The sequence below is a fragment of the Paenibacillus sp. J31R98 genome (genome assembly GCF_056269245.1).
This window is the reverse complement of the sequence record NZ_JBWDNO010000009.1, coordinates 1-20684: the sequence shown is the minus strand read 5'-3', so window position 1 is coordinate 20684 and position 20684 is coordinate 1. Positions and strand designations below refer to the sequence as shown.

Here is a 20684-nt window from a genome sequence, read left to right as displayed (position 1 = left end):
GACATATGAACTTGTCCATTTTACCATCTCTTAACAGAAGTTTAAATAATTAAATAGTCGCATTAATGAAAAAAATCCGCTACTCCCGTCATTGAACGGAAGCAGCGGATTTCTTCAATAATATCCTTATTATTTGCGATAAGGCTGCAGTGCAGCGTTGATGCCGCGAGTCTGCGCATAAATATCTTGATAAATCCGGAATAGGCCTGCGTACGCATCTACGGCAGCCGGGTTCGGCTTATACACGGAGGAGCGCTTCACGAACAGCTCTGCGCAAGCGTCGAGACTTTCGAACCAGCCGGAGCCATATGCCGCGAGCATTGCTGCTCCGAGGCCAGGGCCTTGCTCGTTCTCAAGCGCAACCACGTCTGCGTTGAAGATATCCGCTTGCATTTGCAGCCAGACCGGATTTTGCGCGCCGCCGCCGATCGAGATGATCGTGTCGACCGTCTTGCCTGCTTGGCGGAACATATCGACCGACTCATTCAGCGAGAACGTAATGCCTTCCATCACCGCTCTTGCAAAATGAATCCGCTCATGTGAGCCGTCGATGCCGATAAAGCTGCCACGAATGACGGAATCCGGATGCGGCGTACGCTCGCCAACGAGATACGGCGTGAACAAGAGGCCATTCGAGCCTGGCAGCACATCGCCCGCTCCTTGAAGCAGCTCATCGTAAGACTCGCCCTTCGCGAACGTATTCTTGAACCAGCTGAGGCTGTAGCCTGCCGCGAGCGTTACGCCCATCGCATAGAAGGCATCCTCTTTGCCATGATTGAAGAAATGCACTTTACCGCGGAAGTCGTTGCCGCTTCCTTGCTCGTAAGAGAGAATAACGCCGGACGTACCGATGCTGCACATCGTCAGTCCTTCTTGCAAGATGCCCGAGCCGATAGCTCCGCATGCATTGTCTGCGCCGCCAGCGAACACCTTCGTGTCTGCGCTGAGGCCGCAAGCCGCTGCTTGTTCAGGCAGCAAAGTGCCTGTCAGTGCGTGCGACTCGACCAGCGGCGGGCAGAACGATGCAGGCAGGTTCACTGCCTCCAGCACCTCGCTGCTCCAGCGTTTGCCCGCTACGTCTAGCAGCAGCGTGCCGGCTGCATCGGAGTAATCCATATGAAGCGCGCCCGTTAACCGGTAACGCACGTAATCCTTCGGCAGCAGGAACGAAACGGCCTGCGCGAACACTTCCGGCTCGTGCTTACGCACCCACAGAATCTTCGGCAGCGTGAAGCCTTCCAGTGCCGGATTGCGCGTTACCGTTAGCAGCTGCTCGAGGCCGACAAGCGACTCAATCTCGCGGCATTCCGCCGTTGTGCGCGTATCGTTCCATAGAATCGCTCTGCGCACCGGCTCCCCTGCCGCATTCAGCAGAACAAGACCGTGCATTTGACCGGAGAAGCTAATGCCTTCGATTGCGTCTGCCGGCACGCCTGCATTCTCGACCAGCTCGCGAAGCGCGCCAATCGTGCCCGTAACCCAATCTTCCGGCGTTTGCTCGCTCCAGCCGGAATGTTCATGATAAAGCGGATATTCGCGCGACGCTTCGGCGGCCACAGTGCCGCTTCGATCAAGAAGCAGCACCTTTACCGCGCTAGTGCCGAGGTCAATACCGATGACGTAGGACATGCGGAATTTCCTCCTATTATACGCTGTAGATGATTTCGTTCAGCATCAATTTGATCCGCTCTTGACGGCCGGATTCGTTCTTGATGACGTTGTTCTGCAAAGCGTATTGCTCAAGCGATGCCAATGTAGCGCGGCCAGCTACGATCTCTGCGCCTATGCCGTCGCGGAAGCTGCGGTAACGGTTGTCAACGATATTGTCGATTACTTTCTCATCGATCAGCTTCGCAGCTGCTTTCAGACCCCAAGCGTAAGTGTCCATACCTGCAATGTGAGCAAGGAACAAATCTTGGTCTTCGAACGAGCCACGGCGTACTTTCGCGTCGAAGTTGATGCCGCCGCGGCCAATACCGCCTGCTTTGAGTACTTCGAACATAGTAAGCGTAGTCGAGTAAAGGTCAGTTGGGAATTCATCTGTATCCCAGCCGAGCAGCAGGTCGCCTTGGTTCGCATCAAGCGATCCGAGCATGCCGTTGATTGCAGCTACGCGGATTTCGTGCTCGAACGAGTGGCCTGCGAGCGTTGCATGGTTTGCTTCAAGATTCAGCTTGAACTTGTCTTTCAAGCCATACTTCTGTAGGAACGAGATTGTTGTAGCCGCATCGAAGTCATACTGATGCTTCGTTGGCTCTTTCGGCTTCGGTTCGATCAAGAATTGAGCGTCGAATCCGATTTCGTTCGAGTATGCAATCGCCATTTCGAACAGGCGAGCAAGGTTGTCGAGCTCAAGCGCCATATCTGTGTTCAGCAGCGTCTCATAACCTTCACGGCCGCCCCAGAATACATAGTTCTCAGCGCCAAGGCGTTTACCCACTTCAAGGCTCTTCTTAAGCTGTGCGCCAACGTATGCGAATACGTCTGCGTTACAAGTTGTTGCTGCACCGTGCACGAAGCGCGGGTTAGTGAACATGTTAGCTGTGTTCCAGAGCAGCTTCGCGCCAGTTGCTTTCATGTTCTCTTCAAGCATGTCGACGATTACGTCGAGGTTCTTGTTCGTTTCAGCCAGCGTATCGCCTTCCGGTGCGATGTCACGGTCATGGAAGCAGTAGTAAGGAATGCCGATCTTGTTCAAGAACTCGAAGTTCGCTTCTACGCGGCGCTTCGCTTGATCCATTGCGTCAGCGCTATCCCAGCCGCGAACTGCTGTACCTACGCCGAACGGGTCGGAGCCGGCGCCAGTGAATGTATGCCAGTAAGCAACTGCGAAGCGCAGGTGTTCTTCCATTGTTTTGCCAAGAATAACTTCGCTAGGGTTGTAATGTTTGAATGCAAGTGGATTATCCGAGCCTTTGCCTTCGTAAGCAATTTTGCCAATGTTCTTGAAATATGTCATTTTGAGATGGCCTCCTAGAAATAATGTAAACGTTCTTATGGGTCTATTCTAGCATTAAGAAACTTTGTTTGTCTACTAAACAAAGTATGTTTTTTTAACCAAATATTATTTGGATACAAGCTTCCGAAGCTTGGCCTTTCGCATACCTTGTATGTAGTTTATTTTCAACCAAGTTAGGGCACTCTTCAGGAGGCGAACCTCTATATGGCTTGCGGCAATTTAGGCGTGGCTAATGATTTTAACGTGTTTGTGTTCGGCAATCATACGCAATCGTTCGTCGATTCCGGCGGACGTGTAGCGGTTGGCGGCAATGCGACCTACAATAGCTATGGCATTGGCTCATCCTTGCCTGTCTCGCAAACAAGAGCCGATCTCATCGTCGGCGGCAATATGAACATTACAAGCGGTACCAACTTTAGCGGCAACAGCGTTATCAGTCCGACCGGAACCATCATCAAATACACCATGACGAACAATAACGGCGTCGCCGGTCAACCATTCCGCGGAACGCCGGTTGACTTTGCAGATGCCAAACAATACTTGACTTGCGCTTCTTCCTCGTGGGGTAACCTGAGCCCGAACGGAACCGCATTCGTTAACTTCGGCCAGATCGTGCTGCAGGGGAACAGTCCGACACTGAATATATTCACGATCAACGGGAACAACGTCGCCGGCTCCGGCGTCTCGCTCTCCTCTGCGAACGGCATTAATATCATAGCCCCGCCCGGTTCTACGATACTCGTCAACATCTCCGGAACAAGCGTCGGGTTCGGCAGCTACGCCATCTTCAGAAACGGCGGCCAATCCACAGCGGCCGACGGCGCGTTCATCATGTGGAACTTCTTTCAAGCGACGAACGCATTCAACCTCAACCTGTCGATCAAAGGCTCCGTGCTCGCGCCGTTCGCCGCTTGGAGCGCCTCTGGCTTCGGCAATATCGACGGCACAATCGTAGCGGATTCGCTCACGAATACGACCGGCTCCATTGAAGAGCATAACGTGCCGTTCACGGGCTGTTTGCCGGAAGCTTTCTGTACCCCAAGGCTCACGCTCACGAAGACCGTGAACGGGGGCAGCTCCGTCACCGGTCCGCCAGGAACACCGCTCATCTATGTCATTACCGTGACCAACACCGGTGCTGGCGTGTTAACGAACATATCTGTCAGCGACCCTCTACTGAACTTCCAGCAAACGATCCCTCAGCTGCCTGCCGGTCAATCGATGCAATTCACCATTCTATCCGAAATTCAGCTTGGACCTCCCGGAAGCAGCTACTTGAATACCGTAACGGCTCAGAGCAGCCTGACGCCTCCGCAATCCGCCTCCGTCACGATTACGATCCAGAATAGAGACGTTACCGCTATCTTCCATAAGTCCGTGCAGCCAGCGGAAGCGATGCATGGAGATACGGTCATTTACACGTTTACCGTGGAGCTTCCGGAATTCGTCACATTGACCAATGTTCACTTGGTCGATCCGATACTTGGTATCGACATGACGTTCCCTACATTTACAGGCGGAGAGCTGCTGCAGGTGCCGTTCGTTATTCCGGCCAGTGCTCCGATTGGAAGCAACTTCGTCAACACGGCAACATTGACGGCCAGCAACTTGCCAGTAACACTGACAGATTCCGCTTCGGTATTCATCACGGAAACGCCGTCTGTCTCGTTGACCAAAGAAGCCGATACCGCCACGGCGATCCCCGGCCAAACCATCCATTACACGCTTACGGTCAGAAACGAATCCCAAGCGACGCCGCTCTTCAATCTGTTATTAAACGATCCGCTCCTGCAATTGAATCAGACCATTGCCAAGCTGGACCCGAACACCTCGGTTGTTTTCTTCGGCAACTACACCGTCCCGGCAGAAACTCCGGCTGGTACGGTCATTCACAATACCGCAACGCTCGTATCCCAGCTTGGCACCGAAACGGCAAGCACCAACGTGCTGGTTATCCCCGCTCCGCTCATTACGATCACGAAGACGCCAAGCACGCTGCTCGCGCCCCCAGGCGCTACGATTGAATACGCAATCGTCGTGACCAATACGGGCAATATCCCGCTGACGGACGTTATGATAACGGATCCGGAGCTGTCGTTCTCCGTAACGGTTCCTACCTTGCCAGTTGGCGGCCAATATGTTGCGACGGTTCCATTCGTCATCCCCCTTGGGACGCCTGCGGGCACGAAGCTGACCAATACCGCCGTCGTCATTACGGACCAGACGCCAGCTGCCACGGCAAGCGCGGAAGTGACCGTTGCTGCCGTATTCGGCTTATCGGTTGAGAAGACAGTGAATCAGGCGACCGCACTGCCCGGAGATACGGTGCAATTCACCATCGTCGTTACGAACACATCCAACACCGAGATCACGAATGTCGTCATTAGCGATCCGCTTCTGCAGATTAACGATACGATCCCTGTCATGGAACAAAACGGGACGCAGATCTACCACATTCCGTTTACGATCCCGATCGGCACTCCTGCGGGAACGCTCGTGACGAATACCGTTACCGCAGATTCAGACCAAACGGAGCCGCACTCGGCTATCGTTCAGGTCGTTGTCGGGGCAGCGCCTTCTCTTACTTTGGATAAAAGCGTTACCCCAGCAAGCGGACTTCCCGGCACCCCGATTACGTATACCTTTACCGTGACAAACACCGGCAATACGCCGCTTACGCAAGTACGAGTACAGGACCCGCTCCTTGGCGTGGATACGACCATACCAAACATCGCTATCGGCGGCCAGTTCGCTTTCGATGTCCCTTCGGTCATTCCGGCGTTGCCTCCGGGCACCATTGTCCAGAACGTTGCAAACGCCGTTTCCGTCGAAACGCCTACGCCAGTGTTTGCGGATGCCTTTATTTCCGTCGGCACGCCGCCGTCTTTGACATTGACCAAGACGGTCAGCGCTGCCACCGCTCTGCCCGGAGAAACCGTCGTATTCACGATCACGCTGACGAATACGTCTGCCGTTACATTGACGAACGTCCATCTCGTTGATCCGTTCTTCCAGATCGATTACACCTTCGGCGCCCTTCAGTCCGGCGATTCCCGGGTGATTACCGGAGACTTTACCATCCCGGCGGGCACGCCTGCTGGCACCGTCTTCGTGAACGAAGTCACTGTCTCCTCCGACCAGACGCCGCCAATATCCGCAGATGCTTCCGTGACCACCGAAGCGTTCTACGATATGGCTGTCACCAAAAGTGTAAATATCGCAACGGCGCTGCCTGGGCAGACCATCGTATATACATTAGAAGTGACCAATACGGGCAATGCACCGCTCTTCAACGTGCAAGTTTCCGACCCGTTCCTGGGCTTCTCTACGGTTATCTCTGTCCTTCTTCAAAACCAAGTTCAAACTTGTATGATTCCTTACACAATTCCGGAAGATGCTGCTCCAGGAACGATTATTACGAATACCGTCTTGGCCACCTCCGCGCAAACCGGTGACCGTACGGCAAGCTCGAGCGTGCTCGTATTGCCGATACCGGCAGGCGATATCCAAGTGCAGAAGCTCGTCAGCACATTAACGGCAAGCCCTGGCGAGACGATCTTTTACACGCTCCTTGTCTTCAATGACTCGACCGGCGTTGTGAACGATATCCAAATTACCGACCCGCTTCTTGGCATCAGCGAAACGATCGCCGAGCTTCAACCGAACACGCTGTATACGCTCAGCGTGCCGTATGTCATACCTCTCGGAACGCCTGCTGGAACGGTCATCACGAACACCGTAACCGTCGAAGCATTAGGAGAGACGCATGAAGCCAGCGTTAGCGTGACCGTAACCGCAGTCCCTGGCCTCTCGATTACGAAGTCGTCCGACATGCAGACGGTGACTCCTGGCGATGTCGTCAATTACACAATTACCGTGCAAAATACAGGCAACACGCCGTTAACGAATGTTGCCGTCACCGATGCCACGCTTGGCTTTGCGACCGTTGTTCCCGTACTTGCCATTGGCGCCAGCCAAGCGCTGAATGTGCCTTTCGTCGTGCCTGCCCTGCCGCCTGGCACGATTCTGACCAATACCGCATCAGCGACTGCCGATCAGGTGCCGACGCCTGTAACGGCATCGACTTCGATTAGCATTGGTTCGCCTGCCAACGTGTTTCTTGCAAAAAGCGTTACGCCGGCCACCGCCGCGCCTGGTGAAGTCGTCACCTTCACGATTGAAGCGGCCAACACGTCAGGCAGCGAGCTAACGAATGTCTTGATGATCGATGAACTCCTTGGATTGTTCATTGATGCTCCAATCATTGCACCGGGAGTGTCGAGAACAATTGTGATGAATTATACGATACCGCCTGGCACACCAGCCGGCACCGTTATTCCGAACGTCGTCACATTGACCTCCGACCAGACGCTGCCAGCTACGGCGGTTGCATCTGTGACTGTAACCCCGGGACCTGCGCTAACGCTGCAGAAGATCGAGAGCCAGTCTTCGGCTCAACCTGGAGATACGGTGACTTATACGATCGTGGTGACAAATACCGGCAACGTGCCGTTAACGAACGTTCACTTAACAGATACGCTGCTTGGCTTCGACGAGACGATCGCGCTCTTGAACCCGCTGAACTCTTTTACAATCCATATTCCATTCGAGATCCCGTTTGGACTCTCGGCCGGGGCACGGGTGTTCAATACCGTTGTTGCCGTTTCGGATCAGACGCCTCCTGTCGAAGCGATGACCAACCTGACCATTCTGCCAATCTACTCAATCAATGTCAGCAAAACGGCTTCTCAGAGCGAAGCAGTGCCGGGCAATGTCATCACGTTCGAAACGACCGTCACGAATACGTCTAATGCGCCGCTCACCAATGTGACGCTGAACGATCCGCTGCTCAATATCTTTGAAAGGATCAATACGCTGGATATCGGAGAATCCATCACTCTGTTCGCGGATTATACCGTTCCTGCAGGTACTCCAGCAGGCTCGTTCGTGACGAACATCGTCACCGCGGTTTCGTCAGAGACGCCGCCGGCGACAACGAGCGCCTCGGTTCTCATTCTCCCGGATCCGCGGCTTAGCCTCACGAAGCTGCTGCCGACAATTGGATTACCTGGCGGCAAGCTGCGGATGTCGTTGTACTTCATCAACGAGGGGAATGTGACGCTCAATAATATTCTGCTCGTGGATCCCCTTGCGAACCTGTCCTTCCATCTCGATGAGCTGGTTCCTGGCGCTAGCGAGCTCGGGTATTTGTGGTTCATCATTCCGACGGATGCCCAGCCAGGCTCGCGGATCGTGAACACAGCCGTCATTTCGTCGAACGAAACAGGTCCGATTGAAGCAAGCCGAACGGTCAATATTGTGGGGCTCCTTATCGAGAAATCATCCAGCGCGCTATCCGTCAATGTCCGTGACCGCATCACGTACAATTTGATCGTCCGCAACCCTACCCCTTACCCAGCAACCAATGTGGTGCTCCGCGACCCATTGCCGAGCGAAGCCGTGTTCGTCCCAGGCAGCGTCTGGTTGAATGGCGAACGATTGCCGGATGCGTCGCCAACAGGTAGCGCGGGTATCCCAATTGGTACAATTGCGGCAGGCGGATATGCGACCGTGTCGTTCAGAGCGACGGTGAGGGAGGAGCCGGCAGGCGGCAAGCTGGATAACCAAGCGAACGCCAGCTTCACGTTTACAGATGCCGGTACAACAGTCAGAGGCACATCGCTATCCAACGTATGGACCGTCCGCGTCTACGACGAAGAGGAATAAAAAGATGCAACTTCCACTTCCTCGTGGTAAAATCGTTTCCAAATCATCGTAAGAGGCGGATTCGAAGGGACGTTAGGAGCATGGCGATTAAGAAAACCGGGGATTTGGCGCTAGTCAAAAAGATAAATACAGCAATCGTGCTGGAGGCGGTGCTTCGTCACGCGCCTCTTTCGCGCGCTCAAATCTCGGAGCGGACCGGACTGAACAAGGCCACGGTGTCGAGCCTCGTTCAAGATCTGATTGATCGTCATCTCGTCGTCGATATCGGTCCGGGCGAATCAAGCGGCGGGCGCAAGCCGAATATGCTGCTGTTCCATGCCAGAGCAGGATACGCCGTCGGAATCGATCTCGGCGTCAACTATATCCGCGGCATTCTCACCGATCTCGAAGGCAGCGTCATCGTCGAACGAACGCTGCCGCTGCATACCCAGCAGCAGGAAAAAGTCATTAATCAGCTCATTGCTTGCATCGAAGGGCTTAAAACCGCGATACCTACCAGTCCGTATGGGCTAGTAGGTATCGGAATCGGCGTGCCGGGCATCGTCAATGGTGAGGGTACGATTCTGTTCGCTCCGAATCTATCTTGGTCTGATGTGCCGCTGCGCGCCTTGATCGAAGAACGGTTCGGCGTTCCGGTGACGATCGACAATGAAGCGAACGCCGGTGCGCAGGGCGAGCAGAAGTATGGCGCAGGACGAGGCATTGCAACGCAAATCTATGTCAGTATCGGCATCGGGATTGGCAGCGGCATTATCTTGGACAAGGAGCTGTACAAGGGAGCATCGGGCTTCTCCGGCGAGCTAGGCCATCTGTCCATCGAAGCCGCCGGCAAGCCTTGCCGCTGCGGCAACCATGGCTGCTGGGAGCTGTATGCTTCGGAGAATGCATTGCTTGAACAGGCCTCTTCCCTTGGACTCGGGCCCCACGATCTGGACAGTCTGCTGCAAGCCGCCGAACAAGGCAATGAGGATGTCATCGCCTTGTTCCGTAGCATCGGAGAATGGATCGGCGCAGGCATCGCGAATATCGTCAACATCTTCAATCCGGATGTCGTCATTATCGGCAACCGGATGAGACGCGCCGAAGCTTGGATCAGCGAAGCAATCGCGAATACAGTGGCGAGTCGCGCGCTTGCGTATCACCGCGGTCAGCTGCGAATTCTGTATGCGGAGCTCGGGGACACGTCCGCAGTACGCGGCGCGGCGCACTATGCGATTGACGCGTTCCTGGTGAAGATGAAGGACAGCTAAGCTAAGGCGAGGCTTAGGGCGAAGCTAGGGCGAAACAAAGGCGAAGCTAGGGCAAAGCTAGGGCGAAGCAAAGATCAAGATACGGTGTCGCTAGGGTGCGACGTAACGATCCTTCGCAGACTCCTAACGAACCGTAATGACCTTATTTGCCCAAATTTAGCGCGTTTGAAATTCTAACGAACTCCAGCGTCGTTATTGACCGCTTTTCCACTCCACCATGACTCATTTCCTCGTAATAACGCGTCTGGGATTCGTTACATTCCGTTATTTCGCAATATGAGCCGAATAGCGTCGCTGGAGTTCGTTAGGGACGCGATCACAATGCAAAAAGTGCCTGCTGAAATGGATTAGACACATCCATTTCAGCAGGCACTTTCGCATGATACGGCTTGTTCAGGCTGCCGTCTCGTTCATAACGAGCGGAATGATTTTCTTCACGAAAATCTCCCGTAACGCAGCCGTACTCTCAAAACTATAGGTCTCGGATCCGTTATATAGCGTGAAATAGCGACCATCCTTATCGAACTTCAGCTGCAGCTCATTGAAGCGATCTTGTTTATAAGACTGCCTCAGCTCTATCGTATAATACGGTTCCCACAATACCGGCACGGTCTCGATTGACCGAGAAGCCGCAAGCTCCTTATAGAGCTGAACGCTCTCCGTATCACGCTCCGCAAGTGTCGCCCATATCTTCATTTCGCGGTCCAGTATCGTCATATTAAAGCCTTGCTTGGTCGGATTTAAGTCGCGATCGAAGTATGTCGAGATCTGATTCGGCGGGTCCATCAGCCGGTCAATCCGTTCAGCGAGCGGGAATAAGGAGAGCAGAAACAGCATGCCGCCGAACAGCACCGCCGTCTGCTTCACCGGACGATTACGCTTCGTTCTCCGCATATTCACATAAGCGAGCAATAAGCCAAGCGGCAGCGCGAAGCCATTGAAGCGAAAAGCAAACACAGACAATACCAAGTAACCAAGCAGCTTCAGGAAGAGCATCGGCTCCGCTGTGGAGGATTTGCGACCTGTCAGCCAAACGAGGATCGCCACGAGGAACAGCATGCCATAGCCGATTATATTAGAAACCATCATTGCATCATGTGAGGGAGCCAGCTCATGCGGTACGATCATCTTCACCTTCCTTTCTTGCCCGATAGACCGAGCTCACGAGCGCCCAACCCGAGCGAAATCGTTCAATACAGTCTACTATAGCAGACAATTCGCCCTGACACGCCAAAAAAAGCCTCTAACATCGGCGCCGCTCGCTACCACCTGCGGGCGCCTGAATGTTAGAGGCTGTTCGATTCATTCAAACGATTATGCGGATTCCACGGCAGCCTGCTGTGATGCCGGCACTTTCTTGCGAGTTACGCTCTGACGTCCGTCGATGCTAACCGGCACATCGCCGTCTATCGTTACGCGCCGCACGACACGGTGCTGATCGCCATAGTCATTTACAGCGTAGTGCTGAGTCGCTCTGTTATCCCAGATAATCACGTCGCCTTCCGACCAGCGCCAGCGGACCGTATTTTCCAGTCTCGTAATATGGCTTTGCAGCAGCGAGAACAGCTGAGCGGAGTCCGCCGAAGACAAGCCGAGAATCCTTTTCACGAAATGACCCAGTACAAGCGTGCGCTCTCCCGTCTCCGGATGAACACGGACAAGCGGATGCTCGGTCTCATACACCGTGGACGCGAACACTTCGCGATACTTCGCTTGCGCCACTTCATCCACCTCTCTGCTCCGATATGCAGCGTAATCGTATTCGTTCGAATGAACCGCCCATAAACCATCAACGAGCTTCTGCAGCTCCGCAGGCAGGTGGTCGTATGCCGCTGCCGTGTTCGCCCACACCGTATCGCCGCCCGCTTCCGGCACGACAACCGCGCGAAGAATCGACGCTTGCGGATACGCATCAACGAACGTTACGTCCGTGTGCCACGAATCGGCGCGGCCGCCATGCTCGGAATTCAGCTCCAGCACGTAGTCGGTGCCTTGCTTGATCGGCACGGTCGGATGCGCTACCGGGCTGCCGAGCAGCTTCGCGAAAGCCTCTTGACCTGCGTCATCCAGCTGATGCTGGCCACGGAAGAAGACGACTTTATGCTTCAGCAATGCTTGCCGAATGAAGCTGACTGTCTCTTCATTTAAGTCAGCGCTCAGCTCCACGCCTCGGATCTCCGCACCGATTCTTCCTGCTACAGGGCGTACCTCGAAATTCACGTTTGCACTTGCTTCCACTGCTTCATTACGTTCTACTTGGCTCATGATTATGGCCTCCTTAGATTAGATGATTTGGCTATTCTTCGAAATCGTTGTTGCTGCGAACTGATTCACCGGACGGCTAAGTCCAAAATGCTCCCGGAGCGTGCTGCCTTGATACTCCACTCTAAACAACCCTCTGCGCTGAAGCTCCGGCACGACCTGCGATGCAAACTCCTCTAGGCCAGCAGGCAAGTACGGCGGCATGACATTGAAGCCGTCACTGCCTCCTTGCGTGAACCATTCCTCCAGCTGATCCGCAACCTGCACTGCAGTACCCGCGAATACACGATGGCCGCGGCCGCCAGCAAGGCGGTGAATAAGCTGGCGAATCGTAAGCTTCTCACGCCCCGCAAGATCCGCAACGAGCTGGAATCTGCTCTTGTTGCCGTTAATGTCGCTGACATTAGGCAGCTCAGGCAGCGGTCCATCCAGCGGATACGTGAACAGGCTGATGCCGAGCATGTTGGAGAGCTGGGCGAGACCGTACTCGGGCACTGTCAGCTCGTTCAGCTGCTGCTCCTTCTCCTTCGCTTCGGACTCCGTCGCGCCGATGACCGCGCAGATGCCTGGCAGGATCTTCAGCTCATCAGGGTTGCGGCCGTACCTTGCCGCTCTCGCCTTCACGTCGCGGTAGAACTGCTGTGCATCCGCGAGCGTCTGCTGCGCCGTGAAGATCGCCTCCGCGAACTGCGCGGCGAATTCCTTGCCGTCCTCCGACGAGCCAGCCTGCACGAGCACCGGATAGCCTTGCGGCGAGCGCGGAATATTCAGAGGGCCGCGCACATGGAATGTATCTCCCTCGTGCTGGATCGCCCGCACCTTATCCGGCTGCGCGAACACGCCGGCTTCTCGGTCGATGACGATGGCATCGTCCTCCCAGCTGTCCCATAGGCCAGTCGTAACGCGCAGAAACTCATGAGCCCGTTCATACCGCTTATGATGCGCAAGGTGCGGATCCTTGCTGAAGTTGCTGGCTTCAAATTCGCTGCCGGAGGTCACGATATTCCAGCCTGCTCGCCCTTTGCTGATATGGTCGAGCGAAGCGAACTTGCGAGCGACATGGAATGGCTCGTTATAGGTCGTCGACACCGTTCCGATCAGACCGATCTGCTTCGTTACGGCAGCGAGCGCGGAGAGCAGCGTGAATGGCTCGAGCCCGACGAAAGCGCCATGCTTAATGTTGTTGTTCACTGCGAGTCCGTCTGCCAGGAAGAGCGAATCAAATTTCGCCTTCTCGGCAATTTGAGCGATCCGCTGGAAGTAAGCAATGTCTGTAATGTTGTGCGGCTCGGTTCCTGCATGCCTCCAAGCCGCCTCGTGATGCCCAGCGTTCATAATGAATACGTTGAGGTTCATTTGTTTCTTGTGCTTGCTCATTGCTTTTCACGCACCTTCCGTAATTGCTTAGTCGCCGTAGGTCTGTCTCCACGCCGTTAATTTCCGCTCTATAAACAAGATGACATAATTGAGAATAAGGCCGATGACGGAGATGGATAGAATGCCTGCATACATCTCAGGGATCTGAAAGCTAAACTGCGTATATTGGATGAGATAACCTAGGCCTGATTTGGCCCCGACCATCTCCGCAGCAACGAGGACTAATATGGACGCCGCTCCGGACTGCCTTATACCGATGAAGATCGTAGGTACCGCAGCCGGAATAATCACTTTGCGAAAAAGCGCAATAGGCGACAGTCCCATCGACTTGGCAGATTTAATCAACAGCGGATCGACGTTCTTCACGCCACTAATCGTGTTGAGCAGCAGCGGGAAGAAGCAGGCGTAGAAGACGATGGAGATCTTCGATGTTTCGCCAAGCCCGAGGAGCAGAATGAACACGGGCAGGATCGCAAGCGGCGCCGTGTTGCGCATCACTTCGAGCAGCGGACTGAGATAAGCGGCGACTGGCTTCCACCAGCCGATTGCCAGACCAATCGGGACGCTGACGACAAGCGCCAGCAGGAAGCCGCCGAGCGAGCGGGATAAGCTGGCTTCCGTATGCTCAGCCAGATCGCCTGACAGGAGCAGCTGCCACCAAGCCTTAAGCACCGTTGAGAGCGGCGGGAAGAACGTGTTGTCGACCAGCCCCGTTCGCGGTGCGATCTCCCATAATGCGAGGAATGCGGCAATGACAATCAAATTGCGAAACCACTGCTGTGCCTTTACTCTCACTGCACGAAGCACCGTTCCGCTATTAATTCGGCTGCCTCGCTGGTTCTCCGTCTCATACCGGCCAAGTACCTCACCGCTGGATCTTGTCGACGTTAAAGTTGTCGTTGTCGATACGTTAGCCATCAACACCCGCTCCTTTACCTGCTGTTTTCTTGCCTGCCGCGGTCAGACTCTTGTTCTTCTCTTGCTCTTGCGCCCGAGACACCTCGTCTTTCAACAAATCCCATATTTGATGCCGAATCCGCACGAACTCGGGGTTCGACCGCAAATCCTCTTCCGTCGTTCTGGATTCGAATGGCACCTCGATAATTTCTTTAATCCGCCCCGGCCTCGACGTCATGACAGCCACCCGTTGCCCAAGATAGACCGCCTCTTCGATACCGTGCGTGATGAAAATAATCGTCTTCTTCGTCGCCTCCCAAATGCGCAGCAGCTCCGTTTGCAAAGTCTCCCGTGTCTGTGCATCAAGCGCTGCGAACGGCTCATCCATGAGCAGCACTTCCGGATCGTAAGCAAGGCTGCGAGCGATAGCGATGCGCTGCTTCATGCCGCCGGACAGCTCATGTGGATAACGGTTCTCGAAGCCCGCTAAGCCGACAAGATGAATATACTTGCGGGCGATTTCACTTCGTTTCTTGCGAGGCACTCCCTTCGCTTCGAGGCCGAACTCTACGTTCGCAAGCGCCGTCTTCCATGGAAACAACGCATATTGCTGGAACACAATACCCCGGTCGAGATTCGGTCCCGTGATCGGCTTGCCGTCCATCAGGATTTGCCCGCTGTTAGGTTTCGTGAGCCCTGCCAGCAGATCAAGCAGCGTCGACTTCCCGCAGCCGCTCGGACCAACGATGACCATGAATTCCCCAGGTCTCACGTCTAAATGAATATCCTGAAGCGCCGATACCGGCTGCTGCTCTTCTTTGATATGGCTTAAGTTCCGGTTGATGCGAAAAGACTTGCGTACATGCTGCAGACTGATTTTCGCCGTCAACTCTGATCTCTCTGCCGCTTCTATCGTTGAAGCTTCCGCTTTTGTCGCCTCTGTCGTCATCGCAGTTCTCCTCTCCTATTCGCGCCGCTACTTGGCATTTGCCTCGTCGTTGTAAGGGCTGAACTCGTTGGTGTACAGGTCCTTCGCCTGCAGCTCCCCTTCCTTCAGGTTCCCTTCCTTCACGAGCCAGTCGATCCAAGTCTGAAATTCATTATCTGCTATGAGTCCGCCTTTGCCCGCGACGCCAGTGCTCTTCCAGAACTTGATTGCGCCCGCGTCCTCCTTGCGTCCTCGCTTCTCAATAATCTTCTCAAATCTCGCCACGACTTCTTCCCTTGGCGTCGTACGCGCCCACTCAATGGCTTTGGCCGTTGCTTCCACGAATTTGCGAGTCGCGTTCGGATTGTTCTTGATGAACTTGTTCGTCAGCACGTAGCTGCCTGCGCTGAATGTGCCGAACAGGTCCTTATCCTTGAATAGCGGATGGATACCGCCGCGCTCCTCCGCTTTATCCCGAAGGATGCCGCCGAGCGCCGCAACGTCGATCTGTTTCGCCCTTAGCGTCTGCTCTGAAGTGACCGGTGGCACGACGACGAGCGTCACTTGTTCGATCTCGTCTTTGGTCAGACCCGCCCGGTGCAGGTACTCCTTGATAACAAATTCATGATGGGCGCCAAGCGTATTGACCGCGATTCTCTTCCCGATCAGATCTTTCGCCGACTTGATCGGACTGCCATCGAGCACGTAATATCCGGTCCAGGTCTGATCATCCACGCCGTAGTAGGAGATAACGGACTTGATCGGCGCTTTCGCCGCCAGCAGCTTCACAATCGCACCATTGAACGCCCCGCCAAAATCAATATCCCCCGTCACGACGGACTGAATATCCTGCGGTCCGCTAATCGTATTGCCGATAAATTTGAGCTTCAACGGCGCGAGGTAACCGAGATCCTCCGCCAGCTCCGGGAAGCTCACTGCGCCGACTGAGCCTTGGTAGCGCAGTTCTGTGACTTCTAGAGCGCCATCGCTGCCTTTCGCCGAAGCTGTCGTCGATGCCGACTTAGCCCCGCAGCCCGATAATACGAGGGATGAAGCGATAACGAGGGCGAAAGCGGATAAAGCTGATTTTTTCGTAAAATAAGTTTTCATGAGCATGACCTCCATCGGAATTTGGTCGTAAGGAAACAAAAAGGGACACATTCATCTCCCGATGAACGGTCCCTCTCCGGATATCCGGTGGATTTATTTTATTATATTCCTATCGACTTACTATGATTTAACATGATAATACCTGCTGACCCCTTACGTGTCAACAGGTATTTTTGGAAAAATTACGCAGTTAGGCTCGTGTCCGGTGTCTTAGGAGCGTGCTGCTTGAACAGCGGCAGGAGCGAAATCGTACCCGCCAGCATGAACAAAGCAGAGATCGTGTAGATGACGGTGAGCGGCAGTACGGTCTTCATCGGACCTGCGATTGCCATCATGAGCACCATCGCGCCCATGTACATTGGCCCCATGATACCGCTGACTCGCCCGATGAACGCGGCCTCGGACCATTTGAGCATAATCGTATTGATCGAGATGTGAATCATTGGGAATATCATGCCCATGAACAGCTGCAATGTAAGCGTAAATGGAACGTTCGTGGAGTAGCCGACGCCAATCGTGCCTACCGTGCAGACGGCGAGCGCAAGCGCGAGCATTTTGACCGGCGCCATCTTCTTGGACAGCACCGCAACACCAGCGCCGCCTAGAAGCATGCCAACTCCGCTGATCATGAGCACATATTGCAGAAACTCTTTTGGCTGCCCGAGCCGCTCTGTAACGACGAAGATCCCCATCGTTTGGCCGATGCCCCCGGATAAACCGGCAAGCAGGAACGTAATGCACATCGTGCGAAGAACTCGGTTCTTCCATACGTAGCTGAGACCTTCCTTCATCTCGGCCATGACTGTCGTCTGCAACGCATCGGCAGAAATCTCTGGTACTTCATCGCGCGGAATGCGAATGAGGACGAGTGCGGACAGCAAGCTGGCGACACCCATAACGGCTATCGAGACATGAATGCCGAAGTTCTGGAAGACAATCGTGCCAATAGAAGGACCTGCAATCATGAACAGCGCCATAAGCGTCTGGAAGATTCCCATCGCGCTTTGCAGCTGCTCTTGCGGCACATAGCGTTTAAACAGCTTCATCGAAGAAGGCGCGGAGAATTGGGAGAGCGTAGCCGATAAGAATGTGGCAAAATAGACAGCCGCCCATGATTCGTAGATAAGTGCAAGCAGCACGACGCCAACAGCAGCAGCGGACAGGAAATCGCACCATATCATCGTTCTGCGCGGACGCCAGCGGTCAGCGAACGTGCCGCCGATAAAGGCAAACAAGAAGATCGGCGAGAACTCCGCGACCGAAATAAGCGATACGGCAATCGGATCATTGCCCGTCTTCTCCGTCACATACAGCAGGATGGCGAAGTTACGGACCCATATGCCGATTTGCAGCAAAATATTAGACATTAATACCGTTTGAAAAAAACGATTTCGAAGCACAATTGTCAAACCCCTTTAGTTGCTTATTTGGGCGGCTTGTTATAGCCATCCGGAATGTATGGCTGGAGCTCCTGAAGCCATTTGTGCTCCAGCTTCTTCAGCGAATCCCGGTAGGACTGGACGACGGATCGGTTAAGCACACTCGTGCCTGGAATAAGTGAATCCTTGTAATCATTGCGCACTTCTTCGCCAAGCTTCAGCCGCTCCAGCTCCTCGAAGCGAAAATCTGCGCCTGCCTGCTCTTTGTACTCCTGCTGCAGCTCGCTATTGATATGTCCGCCCATATCGAGCGTGAATTTCTCGCGCTGCCATGCCGATTCAATCGTGGACGAAGAAGCAATATACCGTCTGCCATTGCGGTCATTTACAATTTGATACACGCCCATTGCGCGTTGTTTCATGCCAAACTCATTTTGCAATTCCTTGCGTCTGTTCACTGTCATGATGTGATGATCCTCCTTATTTCGTACAAAGTTCAAAGTTCAAACCAAATGGCATATAGCCTGTTATACGTTCAACCAATATGTGCTGCCATCGTTCTCTCGAGCGAGAAAGCCGTAGTCGACCAAATATCGTCTCAGTGTCACATACTCCTCCGGCATAAACCGTTTGAGCAGCTCATTGGTCTCGGGTTCCTTATATTTGCGGCCTTTCTTGAAGGCAGTTGCGACATGGCGGAGCAGCGCTGCTTTGCGTTTCTCTTTGCGAGGAAGTCCGGTTAGCGGACCAGTTAAGCCTTGCGGCAGATACTTAGCTAGCAGAGCGCTGTACTCGTCGCGGGTGAGCGCATACCGTTCGTCAACGAGCGGCGCGGTGCGGTGAACAGGGACAAACTTCTGTCCGTTAGCTAAGCCTCCGTCCATCAGCTCCATAATGGCAAGGAACAGCTTCGCTTGCTTCGCCTTCTCCTTGAGCGCGAACCGGTGATTGCGAATCGTCGAGGCGCTGCCGCCTCCGGTTAGCTTGACCGTGTCGGCGTCGGACATACCTGATGCGAATGCGCCGATAAGCTCTTTCTGCAGATCGGTCAGACCTGTGAGCTTCTTGTCTAGTCCGAGCAAATATTCGAGCATCGATCCATGCTGCTTGGCAATGTGGGAAGATACCGCTTTATGGGCTTCCATCAAGCGTGAATCAATCTGATATACGATGCCTTCTTCGAACTGTTCGCCGCACACTAGGCAATAGTAGCTCTCCGTATCCGCATGATAAGCATAGCCTTGTTTAAGCTCTGTGAAAGAAGCGTTGTAGAATGAGTCCGATATGTTCATTTATAAACAACTCCGCAATTAGTTTGGTTATTTTATAGATATTATATATTTTTGTTTGTTTTTAATCAATAGCTTTCCATTTATCGTTTGAATCTCGACCATTGATCCGCGCTCATAAACTGTAACTTTTCCTCTCTCATGCTCGTCTAAACTGTAGATAAAGGGGGAACCAACAATGAAAAAACTGCCATGGCGGTGGATACTGCTTGTGCTGGTCTTTGCAGGTTCGCTTGCTTGGATACTGAACTTGCCTGACACTAAGGATTGGAAGTCGCAGGTATCCTCAAAAGTCCGTGAACTATCCCAAGATTCGCTGCCTGAATTTCATGTTGCGGCAGGAGTTACGGAGGTTCCTGTTACCCAGAGCACCTACTGCTGGGGCAAACGTGGCTGCGCCGATTATGCGTGGGGGACTATGATGACGCGGGACATCGTGCCAACTGTGATTACAGCAGGTGAAGAGATCCGCATTAGCTTGAAGGATGTGCCTGCACCATCGGAATTGATCGCCCAGAAGTTTCTGGAAGATAACACGTATGAAACAGTGACTCTCACGGATGGCGTGTTCAAAGCCCCTACATCACCTGGCATCTATCACTACGGCGTATCGGCTTATTGGAAGACGGATGATGGCCAGTATTCCAAAGGCGATAGCTCGGTTGTGTTTGTCGTTGAGGTGAAATGACTATAGCTCGTGTAAAAAAGAATGACGATGATCCAAGCTTCAAGCCACTTTGCGGTCGCTTAAAGCCTCGATCATCGTCATTCTTCGGTAAAATGTATTTGCTGCGTTTGTCCGGCTTAATCTGAGTTACCGGCTTCACACCGTTCCAGCTTCCTCGCTGCATCCTCGGGTCGACTCCACCTTGCCTTAGTTTCGTTTCTAATCGTTTCTTCGCCATGCTCTTGGCCATGCACGATGCACGCTCCTTATAATTGGTGCTCAGCTTTAGTAGCTGTCTCTTATAGCTTACGCGATCGGAGCGGTTCTGTTCAAGTCCGCGTTCGATTATAGCGGCTGCGTAGAAATATCCGCTGCTGTGGTATGGTGCAGCGGGGCGAGGCGAAGCGAGTCACCGCGCCTTGCTGCAGCAGGCTGAGAGCGGGTTTTCCCGCTCTCAGCCTGCTTTTCGGGGGAATGCTTGCTCCTGTGCTCACTGAGAGAGGGTTTTTCCTCTCTCGGGTGCTTGTTTAGGCCATTTTGCTGATCGAGAGCGGGTTTTCCCGCTCTCGTTCTGCTTTTCGGGGGAATTCTTGCTCTTGTGCTCCTTGAGAGAGGGTTTTTCCTCTCTCTGGTGCTTGTTTAGGCATTTTTGATTGTTGAGAGAGGGTTTTCCCGCTCTCAATCAGCGTAAATCCGGCCCCCAAGGCACGGCATTAGCTTTAGTCCAATCCGAGAGCACATATACGTGCTCTCGCCCATCAAAACCGGCTTTTCCTATGCCGAGAGAACATATTGGTTCTCTCAACTGACCTCAACGCCGGTTTGGGGACTATTCGCAC

The 20684-nt window shown here is 53.8% G+C and carries 14 protein-coding genes; 3 read left to right on the top strand and 11 right to left on the bottom strand.

Annotated features, from left to right (window positions below; translation table 11 throughout):
* Window positions 1-129 precede the first annotated feature (129 nt).
* Window positions 130-1629: a xylulokinase gene (xylB, locus tag AC0YNX_RS25635; RefSeq protein WP_475818548.1), complete on the bottom strand. Its 1500-nt coding sequence runs from the start codon at window positions 1627-1629 to the stop codon at window positions 130-132.
* A gap of 16 nt (window positions 1630-1645) precedes the next feature.
* A complete protein-coding gene (gene xylA, locus AC0YNX_RS25630) occupies window positions 1646-2959 on the bottom strand; it encodes a xylose isomerase (protein ID WP_126014913.1) in 1314 nt (437 codons plus the stop codon).
* 225 nt (window positions 2960-3184) lie between these two features.
* Here xylA and AC0YNX_RS25625 point away from each other — a divergent pair, with 225 nt between their 5' ends.
* Window positions 3185-8686, top strand: a complete 5502-nt coding sequence (locus tag AC0YNX_RS25625; protein ID WP_475818547.1) for a DUF7507 domain-containing protein — start codon at window positions 3185-3187, stop codon at window positions 8684-8686.
* A gap of 80 nt (window positions 8687-8766) precedes the next feature.
* Window positions 8767-9936, top strand: a complete 1170-nt coding sequence (locus AC0YNX_RS25620) for an ROK family protein (RefSeq protein WP_475818546.1) — start codon at window positions 8767-8769, stop codon at window positions 9934-9936.
* Between the two features lie 393 nt (window positions 9937-10329).
* On the opposite strand, the gene AC0YNX_RS25615 is transcribed toward AC0YNX_RS25620, so the two are convergent.
* From AC0YNX_RS25615 to AC0YNX_RS25575, 9 genes are all read right to left on the bottom strand, one after another.
* Entirely contained in the window at window positions 10330-11064 is a 735-nt protein-coding gene (locus AC0YNX_RS25615) for a hypothetical protein (protein WP_475818545.1), read from the bottom strand.
* A 186-nt stretch (window positions 11065-11250) separates the two neighbouring features.
* Complete coding sequence (locus AC0YNX_RS25610) at window positions 11251-12201, bottom strand: TauD/TfdA dioxygenase family protein (RefSeq protein WP_475818544.1); 951 nt, start codon at window positions 12199-12201, stop codon at window positions 11251-11253.
* 18 nt (window positions 12202-12219) lie between these two features.
* On the bottom strand, window positions 12220-13575 hold the full coding sequence (locus AC0YNX_RS25605) for an LLM class flavin-dependent oxidoreductase (RefSeq protein WP_475818543.1): 1356 nt from the start codon (window positions 13573-13575) through the stop codon (window positions 12220-12222).
* A 27-nt stretch (window positions 13576-13602) separates the two neighbouring features.
* Window positions 13603-14493: an ABC transporter permease gene (locus AC0YNX_RS25600; RefSeq protein WP_475818542.1), complete on the bottom strand. Its 891-nt coding sequence runs from the start codon at window positions 14491-14493 to the stop codon at window positions 13603-13605.
* Entirely contained in the window at window positions 14486-15361 is an 876-nt protein-coding gene (locus tag AC0YNX_RS25595) for an ABC transporter ATP-binding protein (RefSeq protein WP_475818772.1), read from the bottom strand. Before AC0YNX_RS25595 ends, AC0YNX_RS25600 begins: the two co-directional genes overlap by 8 nt.
* An 87-nt stretch (window positions 15362-15448) precedes the next feature.
* Window positions 15449-16510, bottom strand: coding sequence for an ABC transporter substrate-binding protein (locus tag AC0YNX_RS25590; RefSeq protein ID WP_475818541.1), 1062 nt, complete (start codon window positions 16508-16510; stop codon window positions 15449-15451).
* A gap of 182 nt (window positions 16511-16692) precedes the next feature.
* Window positions 16693-17910: an MFS transporter gene (locus tag AC0YNX_RS25585; RefSeq protein ID WP_475818540.1), complete on the bottom strand. Its 1218-nt coding sequence runs from the start codon at window positions 17908-17910 to the stop codon at window positions 16693-16695.
* A 23-nt stretch (window positions 17911-17933) separates the two neighbouring features.
* Window positions 17934-18353, bottom strand: a complete 420-nt coding sequence (locus tag AC0YNX_RS25580; protein ID WP_475818539.1) for a GIY-YIG nuclease family protein — start codon at window positions 18351-18353, stop codon at window positions 17934-17936.
* A gap of 63 nt (window positions 18354-18416) precedes the next feature.
* On the bottom strand, window positions 18417-19181 hold the full coding sequence (locus tag AC0YNX_RS25575) for a DUF2087 domain-containing protein (RefSeq protein WP_475818538.1): 765 nt from the start codon (window positions 19179-19181) through the stop codon (window positions 18417-18419).
* 175 nt (window positions 19182-19356) lie between these two features.
* On the opposite strand from AC0YNX_RS25575, the gene AC0YNX_RS25570 reads away from it, so the two are divergent.
* Window positions 19357-19866, top strand: coding sequence for a hypothetical protein (locus tag AC0YNX_RS25570; RefSeq protein ID WP_475818537.1), 510 nt, complete (start codon window positions 19357-19359; stop codon window positions 19864-19866).
* The last annotated feature ends 818 nt before the right edge of the window (window positions 19867-20684 follow it).